The sequence below is a fragment of the Actinotalea lenta genome (genome assembly GCF_030586465.1).
GTDB lineage: Bacteria > Actinomycetota > Actinomycetes > Actinomycetales > Cellulomonadaceae > Actinotalea > Actinotalea lenta.
Window position 1 is genome coordinate 2,463,375 of the sequence record NZ_JAUQYP010000001.1, and the last position, 11,949, is coordinate 2,475,323.

Genomic DNA, 11,949 nt, shown 5'->3' on the forward strand with positions numbered 1-11,949 from the left:
GCGAGCAGTTCCTCCCGGTCCAGCGCCGACTGGCAGAGCTGGATCTGCTCAACCGGTGGACCACCCCGATCGGCTCGGCAGTCTTCTGGGTTCCCCCCGGCGCCCGCGCCGGCGAGGTCCTCGGCCAGGCCGCACTCGCCTGATCTAGGTCACATCGATGTGACTGACTCCAGGCCCTTCTGGTCCAAGGTCCTGCTACTGACAGTACGAAACCGTGCATAATAGGCGCGATCGGCCGTGCTGAGCGGTCGATCTGTCACGACGACGCTGACTGCGAGGGTAGACGTGCGCGATCTGGCCCCAGAGATCCATCGGCAACGCATGGTTGTCGAAGGGCTGGTGACGCAGCCGATCGATGAGGTCTCGATCAAGGGCTACCTTTCCCAGCTCTCCAAGACGATCGACATGGTCGAGCTCATCGAGCCTGTGACCCACCAGTCGCCGATGTACGGCTGGGCCGGGTGGATCCACTGGGAGACGTCCGGCGCACACTTCTACGCCTGGGACACACCCCGCCTGTTCTTCTCGGTCGACGTCTATGCCTGCAAGCCGTTCTCCGCCCAGGCCGTGGTCGAGCTCACCACCGAGTGGTTCGGAGCCACCACGGTCGAGTACAAGGAGTTCTGATGTCGGTCGACGCCAGGCTGCACGTCAACCCCACGGGGGCCCTCCTCGACGCAGCGCGTGACTGCGAGGCCGAGGTGTTCGAGCGCTGGTACGGAAACTCCCGCGAGGAGCTCGAGGTCGAGTACGGCCCGTACGAGGAAGTCTCCGTATTCGTCGCGGTGACCGACTCGGCTGGGGACGTGGGTGCAGCGATGCGGCTGCTGCAGCCTGGAGGCGCGGCCGGGCTCAAGACCCTCACCGATATCGCCGGCCAGCCCTGGCACGTCGACGGTCTCAGGTCCGCGGCCGCGGCCGGCCTCGACCTGGCGCACACCTGGGAGGTCGCGACCGTGAGCAGTCGCCGCCGCCTCGGGGCAACGGGCCTGCGCCACTCGTTCGCGTTGTACTACGCCCTCGGTGCGATCGCCCGAGTCAACGCCATGACGGACTTCGTCGCCATCCTGGACCAGCGCGTGCGCCGCCTGCTGGACTCCGTGGGGCTCGTCACCCGGGCGCTGCCCGGTACCAAGGCCGGGCCGTATCTCGGTTCCCCGGCCTCAACTCCGATCTTCGCCAACGTCCACACGATGCTCCGCGCGCAACGTCAGGAGCACCCGGACTCTTTCGCCCTTGTGACCCTTGGCAACGGCCTCGATGGAGTCGCGGTCCCCCCTGACGACGCGTTCCGGCTCACAGCGGTTCCCGACACCGTCCCGACATCGTGGTCCGCTCCCGGAGCACTCGTCTGACAGTGTTCCTTGCCTGACACTCGCTGCTCAAGCGAGTCGGCTGCCCAGATGGCTCTCGGTCCAGTGACGCACCCAAGGACCCACCGCGTCTGCTGGCATCGGACGGGCGATGTGATAGCCCTGCACCACATCGACGCCCAGCGGGACCAACGCTCCAAGCGCGACGGAGTCCTCGACGCCTTCGGCCACGAACCGCAGACCCAGGGCACGAGCCATCTGCGTCGTGGTCTGCACGATCATCCTCGACCGCTCATCGCTGGCCACAGGTGCAACGAATGACCTGTCCATCTTCAATTCCTGGACCGGCAGGTCGCGCAGGTATGCCAGCGAGGAGAACCCGCTGCCATAGTCGTCGATGGACACCTGGACACCGTGCGCCCGGATCTCGTGGAGGACCATCCGCGCCCGGTCCGGATCAACCAGGAACGAGTCTTCGGTGACCTCGACCAGGAGGCTCTCCGGCGGCAGGTGAGCCTCCTCGATCGCGCTGAACAGTCGAGGAAGTAGTTGGCCTCCAACAAGTTCAGGTGGCGCCCAGTTCATCGCGACCCGGAAGGTGAACCCGGCGTCGCGCCAGCGGCTGGCGTCCGCAACGACCTGGAGCATCAGCGACTCGGTCAGAGCTGGCATCAGACCGGCACGCCGCGCGTCCGGCAGGAATGCAATCGGCGGTAGTAGCCCCTCCGTGGGATGCCACCATCTGACGAGCGCCTCCATCGCCACCACCTGGCGAGTGCGCGCGTCGATCTGGGGCTGGTACCACGCGACGAGCTCACCTTCGGCGATCGCACTGCGCAACGCCTCACCACGCAGCAGACGCAGGTGCGACATCCCGTCCTGCGCACGATCGAACACCACGACACCCGCGCCAGCCTGCTTCGCCTCGTACATCGCCACGTCCGCACGCCGGAGCAGCTCGATCGCCGACGAGTCGCTCTCCTCCCGGACGGCGATGCCCACCGAGGCGTCCAGGGAGATGTCGATTCCCTCCACGCGGAGCGGCCGGCGCAACACAGACCGAATCTGCTGAGCGACCTCGAACAGAACCAGCTCGTCCTCCTGCGGGAGGACGATCGCGAACTCATCGCCACCCAGGCGCGCCACCTCCGCGCCCTGGCCAAGGACCTCGCGGATACGTCCGGCCAGACTGATCAACACCTCGTCGCCAACTCCGTGCCCAAGCGAGTCGTTGATGTCCTTGAACGAGTCCAGGTCGAGCAGGAGAACCGAGACCGGTCCGCGATGCTGGAGCGCGTGGTCCGTCGCCGCCAAAGCCGACCGTCGGTTGGCAAGCCCGGTGAGCTCGTCCGTCAACGACAGACGCATCGCCTCGGCAGCACCCCGGGCTTCGTTGAGCGCGAGGAGCAGTCTCCATCCGGTGGCAGCCAGGACCACAACAGCCGGCGCCCGCACGAGCCATCCACCCACCCCGTCCGATGCAACGGCGACAGCTGCCACGGCCACCCCGGCTGCGCCGAGGAGGAGCCCGGATGGCGTCTCCCGTCGCGCCCCGGCTACGTCGACCCCGGGCCGGACGGCACCTTCAGCGATCAAGGCGAAACCGGAACCCCAAACCGCCGCCAGCAGGAGGCTCGTGGTGTAGTACTCGCGGACGCCCAGGTTGGCGAGGAAGTTGGAGTCTGCGACGGCAACGAGAACGAATCCAGCCACGAGGAGTGTGGTGCGTCCCTCGCGGCGGCGCAGCCGGAGCACGACTTGGCCGAGCAGAAGCCCCGCCAGCGCCAGGTTGATCATCGGGAAGAGCACTGCGACGAAGAGCTTGGTCGCCTGACCCTCGAACTGGCGCGCAACCGGCATCACCAAGACGAACGCCGACAGGCACATCGTCGCCCCCCACACGACGACCGCCTCAAGGGCAACGGCGAGTGGGATTCGGCGACGGCCAGCGTCCATGATCACGTAAGCGGCGAGCCCGCAGTAGGCGACGATGCATGCCCACTCGCCCGGCGCCGGAAAGGAGACCGCGTCGACCGTCTGTCCTGCGTTGACCGTCGCGGACCCGCCGGCCCACAAGGCAATCGAGCCGGCGAGGGTGGCCATCGCGAGTCGCCGCCGCCGATCTGCCAGTCCCACAGCCACGACACGGAAGATGATGACAGCGAAGAAGATGGCCAACGTCACAAGCAGCGTGATACGCGCGGGGGGATCAGCCGGCCCGCCGGGCAAGAGCTCGGCGATCAGCCAGCCACCCGGCATCAGAATCCACGGGACCGGCGCCACGGCTCGCACGGCGCGGGACAGGGTGCCCGGCTGATCCGCCATCGTCTCCCCTATCGCCGCAGAAGTCACAGGATGTGCAAGGTCACCATCGACCCACATCCACAACCTCTTGAGCGAAACGTCCAAAGGCATGGCAAATTCACCCTGACAGACTGTCATGACAACCCATGACTCCACCACCGTACCGGGCTCCCGGGGCGGCCATGCAGGCACGCCCGCAACCTGGACGATCCGCCGCGGTCAGCCCGTCAGAGCGAGGTACGCGTCGTCCGTCAGGCACCCGGTGAGCCCGGACACGGCACCCGCCAGCGCACCGAGAGTGACGAGCAGCGACTCCGGGCCGATCCGGACGGGGAGGCTGACCCCGTCGGCGCGGAGCTCGGCCCAGTAGCACTCGAACACCTCGTCGTACCCCCACTCAGAGGCCGACGACCAACCCGGCAGCGCCAGTCGACGCCGAAAGGTGGTGCGCGGGAGTGCCATGACCCGATCCTCCGCCCCGGCACCGACACGGCCCGACGTCGGCGCATCACCCGACCGACCACCCGGCGGCCGTACGATGCCCGGATGGACAACGGCGCCCCGCAGGGACACCCATCCGCAGGCGACCCGTGGTCGCCCGCCGCCGCCCCTGTTCCGCGTCCAGCAGCGGCGCCCGGTAGAGCGGGCGACGACGTGGCGCCGGCTCCGGTCCCTCGTCGGCGAGTCCTGTCCTGGGCGCTGTGGGACTGGGGCTCGGCGGCGTTCAACGCCGTCATCACCACGTTCGTCTTCACCGTCTGGCTCACGAGCTCCGCGTTCGTCGACCCCGCGGTCGTGGCCGCAGCCGACGGCGCGCCCGACGGCTCGGCGGCCGCTCAGGCTCTCGACGACGCGATCGCCCTGCACTCGGAGTGGCTCGGCTGGGGCATCGGGCTCGCGGGAGTTGTCATCGCGCTCCTCGCGCCCGTCGCGGGCTCCCGCTCCGACGACTCCGGCCACCGCAAGCGCTGGCTCGGTGTGCACACCGGCGTCGTCGTGCTCGTCTCCGCCGCGATGTTCCTCGTGCGTCCGGCCGCGGACGCCTTGACGGCGAACCTGCTCGCAGGCATCGCACTGCTCGCCGTGGGGAACGTGTTCTTCGAGCTCGCCGCCGTGAACTACAACGCCACCCTGACCCAGGTCTCCACGCCGCGGAACGTGGGGCGCGTCAGCGGCTTCGGCTGGGGCATGGGGTACATCGGCGGGATCGTGCTGCTCGCGCTCCTCTTCGTCGGCTTCATCGCACCGGAGGTGGGCTGGTTCGGTGTGACCTCTGCGGACGGGCTCAACATCCGCGCGGCCGTCCTGACCGCAGCCGTGTGGTTCGGCGTGTTCGCCGTGCCGGTCCTTGTCGCCGTTCCCGAGGCACCGCCGTCGGCCGCCCGGGCGCGCGACTCCTTCTGGCAGGCCTACCGACGACTGTTCTCCGACATCGCGGGCCTCTGGCGAACCGCGCGGCACACGTTGCGCTTCCTGATCGCCAGCGCAGTGTTCCGGGACGGCCTCGCCGGGGTCTTCACGTTCGGGGCGGTCATCGCGTCCGGAACCTTCGGGTTCTCCACGGACCAGGTGCTGATCTTCGCGATCGCCGCGAACCTCGTCGCGGGCCTGTCGACCATCACGTCGGGCTGGTTCGACGACCGGTTCGGTCCCAAGGCCGTCATCGTGGCGGCGCTGGTCGGGCTGCTGATCTCGGGAACCGCCATCTTCGGCCTGCACGCGGGCGGCAAGACGGTGTTCTGGGTCCTCGGCCTGATGCTCAGCGCGTTCGTCGGTCCCGCGCAGACGGCGAGCCGCACCATGCTGGCGCGGGTCATCCCGCCGGGTCGCGAGAGCGAGATCTTCGGGCTCTACGCGACCACCGGTCGCGCCGCGAGCTTCATCGCCCCGGTCGCGTTCTCGGCCTTCATCGCGTTCGGCGGGGCACAGTACTGGGGCATCGTCGGGATCATGCTCGTGCTGGCACTCGGCCTCGCTCTCCTCCTCCCGGTGCGCCTGGCCCGGACGTCGTGAGCACGCTCGTCTGGCGGGACGACGCCGTGGCCGGCTGGCAGCAGGCCACGCTGGAGCTCGGTTCCGACGAGGAGGGGCCGCTCGTCGCGACCCTGGTGCGCGGCCCGGCTCCCGCCGACCACCCCGTCGCCGCGGCACCGGCCGTGCTCTACGTGCACGGTTTCAACGACTACGTCTTCCAGACCCACCTCGCCGAGGACCTGGGCGCGGGCGGGTACCGCTTCTACGGACTCGACCTGCGGCGTTGCGGGCGCTCCTGGCGCGAGGGCCAGACGCCGCACTGGTGCACCGACCTCACCGAGTACTCCGAGGAGCTCACCTTGGCGGCACGGGCGATCCGCGGCGAGCTCGGGCACGACAGGCTCGTCGTCATGGGCCACTCGACCGGAGGGCTCGTCGCCAGCCTCTGGGCGCACAGCCTGCGGCACGCGGGCGTCGTGGACGCCCTGGTGCTCAACAGCCCCTGGTTCGACCTCAACGCAGGGTGGTTCCACCGGGTCGTGTCCACCCGGCTGCTCGAGGTCGCGCCGGTCGATCCCCGCCAGGTCGTCGCCGACGGACCCTCGGCGTACTCCTGGCACCTGCACGTCGACCACGGTGGACGGTGGGACTACGACCTCTCGCTCAAACCGCCCGGCGGCTTCCCGGTCCGCGCGGGATGGCTCCGCGCGGTGCGTCGCGGGCAGGCCCGACTGGCCCGCGGACTGCGCATCACCGCGCCCGTCCTGGTGTGCACGGCGGCCGCGAGTGGCCCGAACTCCCCCGACAACCCGCTGCTGGACAGCCAGGACACCGTCCTGGACGTCGAGCAGATCGTCGAGCGCGCCCCGGCGCTGGGCGACGAGGTCACCGTCGTCCGCGTGCCTGGGGGCGTGCACGACCTCACACTCTCCGCCGCGCGGCCGCGCGCCATCTATCACGAGACGGTCCGGGCTTGGCTCACCGCCGTCCTCGACGTGGCGGACGACGCCACGGTCGCCGCCGATGCCGCCGCCCACCCCGTCCTCACAGCAGCCGACGCAGCCCAGCCGGGTCGTTCGTCGTGACCTCGCCCACCCCGGCACGTCGGCACACGTCCAGGTCGTCGGCCGTGTCGACCGTCCAGGCCCGGACCACCCGGCCGGCCTCGGACCACCGGCGAACGCGATCCGGGTGCGCACGCACGTAGGCGACCGAGGGGCCCACACCTCCGGCGGCACCGCTGTCCACCATCGCCACGGACTCCGCGAGCAGGTCGACGGCCACGTCGGGAGGCACGTCGCCCACCGTGGCCGGGTCGAGCAGGTCCAGCAGCGGCATCAACACCCTGCCGTCGACGCGGGAGGCGAGGTGGGCGAGCGAGCCCGGGTGGAAGCTCATCAGACTCACGTCGACGTCGCCGATCCGGCCGTCGACCCACCCGGCCCGGTCCAGCACGTCGAGCACCACGTCCTCGGCACGCCACCCGTACGGCGCGGGGTGCTTGAGCTCGATCGCCAGGGTCAGCGGCCGGCCGGCATCGGTGGCCATCTCCACGAGCTCGGCCAGGGTGAGCACCTGCTGCCCAGCCCTGCCGAGGTGAGCGGGGACCCTGGCCCCCCCGAGCACGTCGAGCCCGCGAAGCTCGTCGATCGTGTGGTCCAGGACGGGACCGCTGCCGTCGCTGGTCCGGTCGACCGTCGCGTCGTGCCAGCACACCGCGACTCCCTCTGCGGTGAGCCGGACATCGCACTCGAGCCCGTCCGCGCCGTCGGCGATCGCCTGCCGGAACGCGGCCCGGGTGTGCTCGGGCCAGCTCGAGCTCGAGCCTCGGTGCGCGACGATTCGGGTCATGAGGGGCACGCTATCGGCTGACCGTCCAGCGCCGCGGAACAATACCCCCTGGGGTATGCTCTCGGCCATGTTGCTCCGTACTCGCACCACCCGCGTCGCCGCCGCAGCAGCCCTCGGGGTCGCCCTGGCCGCCGGCATCTCCGGCTGTGCCGGCGACACCCCAGCCAACGGCGCCCACGCCGAGCTCAAGGACCTCCCGCCGCAGGCCTTCGCCGAGCGCGCGGCGACGCCCGGCGTCGTCGTCCTCGACGTGCGGACCCCGCAGGAGTTCGCCGCCGGCCACCTGCCCGGCGCCATCAACGTCGACGTCGAGGCGCCCGACTTCGCGACCCGCATCGCGCAGCTCGACACGTCCGTCCCGTACGCCGTCTACTGCCACTCCGGCAACCGGTCCGCCGCTGCCATGCAGCAGATGGCCGCGGCCGGGTTCACCGACCTCGCCGACCTCGCTGGTGGCATCACGGCATGGGCACAGGCGGGCGGCACCATCGTCACCGGCTGACCTCAGCCCGCCGGTTCGCGTCCGATGGGACGGCGCGGGCCGCGCATGCCTGGCACTCTTGGGCGCATGCAGATCTGGCCAGGCCGTCCGTACCCGCTCGGCGCGACCTATGACGGCAGCGGGACGAACTTCGCCGTGTTCTCCGAGATCGCCGAGCGCGTCGAGCTCTGCCTCATCGCGGACGACGGCACCGAGGAGCGCGTCGACCTTCCCGAGGTGGACGCGTTCGTGTGGCACGCCTACCTGCCGGACGTCCAGCCCGGGCAGCGCTACGGGCTCCGCGTGCACGGACCGTACGACCCCGCAGCCGGCCACCGGTGCAACCCGGCCAAGCTCCTCCTGGACCCGTACGCCAAGGCCATCGACGGGCAGGTCGACGGCCACCCGTCGCTCTACTCCTACGACTGGGGCGACCCCGAGAGCCTCAACACCGACGACTCGGCGTCCCATGCGATGACGTCGGTCGTCATCAACCCGTTCTTCGACTGGGGACACGACCGGCCGCCGAACCACGAGTACCACGACAGCGTCATCTACGAGGCGCACGTGCGTGGCCTCAGCGCCCAGCACCCCGACGTCCCGGAGCAGCAGCGCGGGACCTACGCGGGCATGTCCCACCCGGCGATCGTGGACCACCTCACCCGGCTCGGCGTCACTGCCGTCGAGCTCATGCCCGTCCACCAGTTCGTCAACGACCCCACCCTCCAGGAGCGGGACCTGTCGAACTACTGGGGCTACAACACCATCGGCTTCTTCGCACCGCACAACGGGTACGCGTCCTCGACCACGCCCGGGCAGCAGGTCCAGGAGTTCAAGCAGATGGTCAAGACGCTCCACGAGGCGGACATCGAGGTGATCCTCGACGTCGTCTACAACCACACCGCCGAGGGCAACCACCTCGGTCCGACGCTGTGCTTCCGCGGCCTGGACAACGCTGCCTACTACCGGCTCGTCGACGAGGACCAGCGCTACTACTACGACACCACGGGCACCGGAAACTCGCTCCTCATGCGCAACCCGCACGTCCTGCAGCTCCTCATGGACTCGCTGCGGTACTGGGTCAACGAGATGCACGTCGACGGCTTCCGCTTCGACCTGGCCGCCACGCTCGCGCGACAGTTCCACGAGGTGGACCGGCTGAGCGCGTTCTTCGACCTCGTTCAGCAGGACCCCGTGATCAGCCAGGTCAAGCTCATCGCCGAGCCCTGGGACCTGGGCGAGGGCGGTTACCAGGTGGGCGGCTTCCCCCCGCTGTGGAGCGAGTGGAACGGGCGCTACCGGGACACCGTGCGTGACTTCTGGCGAGGCGAGCCGGCCACGCTCGGAGAGTTCGCGAGCAGGCTCTCCGGCTCCGCGGACCTGTACGAGCACAACGGGCGGCGCCCCATCGCGTCCATCAACTTCGTCACCGCGCACGACGGCTTCACCCTGGCCGACCTGGTCTCCTACAACGACAAGCACAACGAGGCGAACGGCGAGGGCAACGCGGACGGCGAGAGCTACAACCGCTCCTGGAACTGCGGGGCCGAGGGGCCCACCCGCAACCGACAGGTCCTCGCGCTGCGCCGGCGCCAGCGGCGCAACTTCCTGGCGACCCTCCTGCTCTCCCAGGGGGTCCCGATGATCTCCCACGGCGACGAGCTCGGCCGCACGCAGCAGGGCAACAACAACGCCTACTGCCAGGACAACCCGCTGGCCTGGATCGACTGGGACCTCGACGAGGGCGAGCAGTCGCACCTCGACTTCACCAGCCGAGTCATCCAGCTGCGGCGTGACCATCCCGTGCTGCGACGGCGGCGGTTCTTCGCCGGCCGGCCGGATCACGGCGGCGAGTCGGAGCTCGGCGACATCGCGTGGCTGACTCCCGGCGCCGAGCACATGACCGACGAGGACTGGACCGAGCAGTACGCCCGCGCCTTCCAGGTATTCCTCAACGGCGACGCGATCGTCGAGCCTGACATGCGCGGCGAGCCGATCCTGGACGACTCCTTCCTGCTGCTCTTCAACGCAGCACCGCACGGGGTGCCCTTCACTCTGCCCACTGCCGACTACGGCGAGCACTGGAGCTGCGTGCTGGACACCGGCCGGGCACTGACCGAGGGGCGAGTGGTCGCGGCCGGCTCCGCGCTCACCCTCACCGAGCGCAGCACCGTGGTGCTGACCCGGAAGGTGGACGGCCGGTGAGCGACCGCGGGCCCAGCCGCCGACGCCCTCCGCACGACCGGGTCGTCCCCACCTCGACCTATCGCCTCCAGCTGGGCGGCGAGCTCACCCTCGACGCCGCGGCGGAGCAGATCCCCTACCTCGCGCGCCTGGGCGTCAGCCACGTCTACCTCTCCCCCGTGCTCACCCCGGCTCCCGGGTCGACGCACGGCTACGACGTCGTGGACCACTCCACGGTCTCAGCGGCCCTGGGCGGACGCGCCGCGATGGACCGACTCGGCGCAGCCGCCCGTGACGCCGGGCTGGGCCTCGTGCTCGACGTCGTCCCGAACCACATGGCCGTCCCCACCCCCGCCTACCACAACCGGGCCCTCTGGTCGGTCCTGGCCGAGGGCCCGGAGTCTCCCTACGCGCGCTGGTTCGACGTCGACTGGTCGGCCGGCGAAGGGGCGCTGCTCATGCCGATCCTCGGACGGCGGATCGGCGCCGTGCTCGCCGACGGCGAGCTGACCCTCGACGAGGTCGCCCTGCCCGGCGAGGTGGGCCCGCAGCCCGTCCTGCGCTACTACGACCACGTGTTCCCCGTCCGGCCCGGCACGGAGCAGCTCCCCCTGGTCGACCTTGTCGCCTCCCAGCACTACCGCCTGGCGTACTGGCGGGTGGCAGACGAGGAGCTCAACTACCGCCGGTTCTTCGACGTCGGGTCGCTCGCCGCCATCCGCGTGGAGGACCCCGAGGTGTTCGAGGCGACCCACGGCACGGTGGTGGACCTGATCCGCTCCGGGACGGTCGACGGACTGCGCATCGACCACCCCGACGGGCTCGCCGACCCGCAGGACTACCTGGCCAGGCTCGCCGAGGCCGTCGACGACGCGTGGGTCGTGGTCGAGAAGATCCTGTCGCCCGCAGAAGACCTCCCGGACGACTGGGCCACGGCGGGCACGACGGGCTACGACGCGCTGTGGCGCATCCAGCAGGTGTTCATCGACCCGGGCGGGTCGGGCGAGCTCGCCGCCCTCATGCACCAGCTCACCGGCGACACCGGCGACGCGCTACCCGGCGTCGTCGAGACTGCCAAGCGGGAGATCGTGGCCGGCCCCCTGTACGCCGAGGTGCACCGGTTGGCCGAGCTCGCCGCGGCGATCTGCGCCGACGACGTCCGGCTGCGCGACCACACCCGTCGGGCCCTGCAGGACTGCCTGGTGGAGCTGCTGGTCGCCGCGGACCGCTACCGCTACTACGTCGTGCCAGGCACCCCGCCGCGCAGCGAGGTCAACGCCGCATTCGCAGAGGCCGTCGAGATGGCCCGCGGCCGGCTCGCACCCAACCGGCACGAGACGCTGGACCTGCTCGCCGAGATGCTGCTCGGCAAGGAGTCCGGTTCGGCGGGGCGGACCCGCGAGGCTCGACGGGACGAGCTGGTCATCCGGTTCCAGCAGACCTGCGGCGCAGTCATGGCCAAGGGCGTCGAGGACACCGCGTTCTACCGGTGGACGCACCTGGTGGCGCTGTGCGAGGTCGGCGGGGCACCGGAGCGGTTCGGCATCGCCCCCGAGGAGCTGCACGCCTGGGCGGCGCACGCCCAGGTGCACGCGCCCGTGGCGATGACGACGCTGTCCACGCACGACACGAAGCGCTCCGAGGACACCAGGGCGCACCTCGGCGTGCTCTCCGAGCTACCCGGCGAGTGGGCCGAGCTCGTGGCCCGGGTCCGGTCCGCGACGTCCGAGGTCCGGCCGTCCTTGCTCGACGGGCGCACCGCGTCGCTCCTGTGGCAGACGATCGCGGGCACCTGGCAGGACGGACCGCTGGAGGCCGCTCGACTGACCGAGTACCTGACCA

The 11,949-nt window shown here is 70.3% G+C and carries 10 protein-coding genes and 1 pseudogene; 8 read left to right on the forward strand and 3 right to left on the reverse strand.

Going from position 1 to position 11,949, the window contains the following annotated elements; translation table 11 throughout:
* From Q6348_RS11800 to Q6348_RS11810, 3 genes and pseudogenes are all read left to right on the forward strand, one after another.
* Window positions 1–143 (forward strand): annotated as a pseudogene (locus tag Q6348_RS11800) (Dyp-type peroxidase domain-containing protein); the annotation flags it as partial.
* Window positions 144–321: 178 nt separating this feature from the next.
* Window positions 322–627 (forward strand): S-adenosylmethionine decarboxylase, encoded by a 306-nt coding sequence (locus tag Q6348_RS11805; RefSeq protein ID WP_304601482.1) that lies wholly within the window; start codon window positions 322–324, stop codon window positions 625–627.
* Entirely contained in the window at window positions 627–1,355 is a 729-nt protein-coding gene (locus Q6348_RS11810; protein WP_304601483.1) for a hypothetical protein, read from the forward strand. The genes Q6348_RS11805 and Q6348_RS11810 overlap by 1 nt, the downstream gene beginning before the upstream one ends.
* 27 nt (window positions 1,356–1,382) lie before the next feature.
* Here the strand turns inward: Q6348_RS11810 and Q6348_RS11815 are convergent, their stop codons facing one another.
* Both Q6348_RS11815 and Q6348_RS11820 read right to left on the reverse strand, forming a co-directional pair.
* Window positions 1,383–3,638 (reverse strand): putative bifunctional diguanylate cyclase/phosphodiesterase, encoded by a 2,256-nt coding sequence (locus Q6348_RS11815; protein WP_304601484.1) that lies wholly within the window; start codon window positions 3,636–3,638, stop codon window positions 1,383–1,385.
* Between the two features lie 198 nt (window positions 3,639–3,836).
* A complete protein-coding gene (locus Q6348_RS11820; RefSeq protein WP_304601485.1) occupies window positions 3,837–4,079 on the reverse strand; it encodes a hypothetical protein in 243 nt (80 codons plus the stop codon).
* 84 nt (window positions 4,080–4,163) lie between these two features.
* Here Q6348_RS11820 and Q6348_RS11825 point away from each other — a divergent pair, with 84 nt between their 5' ends.
* A complete protein-coding gene (locus Q6348_RS11825; protein ID WP_434061986.1) occupies window positions 4,164–5,630 on the forward strand; it encodes an MFS transporter in 1,467 nt (488 codons plus the stop codon).
* Window positions 5,627–6,676 carry an alpha/beta hydrolase gene (locus Q6348_RS11830; RefSeq protein ID WP_304601487.1) on the forward strand — a complete coding sequence of 350 codons (1,050 nt, stop codon included), beginning with the start codon at window positions 5,627–5,629 and terminating at the stop codon, window positions 6,674–6,676. The genes Q6348_RS11825 and Q6348_RS11830 overlap by 4 nt, the downstream gene beginning before the upstream one ends.
* Here Q6348_RS11830 and Q6348_RS11835 read toward each other — a convergent pair.
* On the reverse strand, window positions 6,636–7,442 hold the full coding sequence (locus tag Q6348_RS11835) for a glycerophosphodiester phosphodiesterase (RefSeq protein WP_304601488.1): 807 nt from the start codon (window positions 7,440–7,442) through the stop codon (window positions 6,636–6,638). The genes Q6348_RS11830 and Q6348_RS11835 overlap by 41 nt on opposite strands.
* A gap of 67 nt (window positions 7,443–7,509) precedes the next feature.
* On the opposite strand from Q6348_RS11835, the gene Q6348_RS11840 reads away from it, so the two are divergent.
* The 3 genes from Q6348_RS11840 to treY all read left to right on the forward strand — a co-directional run.
* A complete protein-coding gene (locus Q6348_RS11840; protein WP_304601489.1) occupies window positions 7,510–7,944 on the forward strand; it encodes a rhodanese-like domain-containing protein in 435 nt (144 codons plus the stop codon).
* A gap of 66 nt (window positions 7,945–8,010) precedes the next feature.
* Window positions 8,011–10,128: a glycogen debranching protein GlgX gene (gene glgX, locus Q6348_RS11845; RefSeq protein WP_304601490.1), complete on the forward strand. Its 2,118-nt coding sequence runs from the start codon at window positions 8,011–8,013 to the stop codon at window positions 10,126–10,128.
* The coding region (gene treY / locus Q6348_RS11850; protein WP_304601491.1) for a malto-oligosyltrehalose synthase at window positions 10,125–11,949 on the forward strand (1,825 nt) is incomplete at its 3' end. The genes glgX and treY, both read left to right, overlap by 4 nt.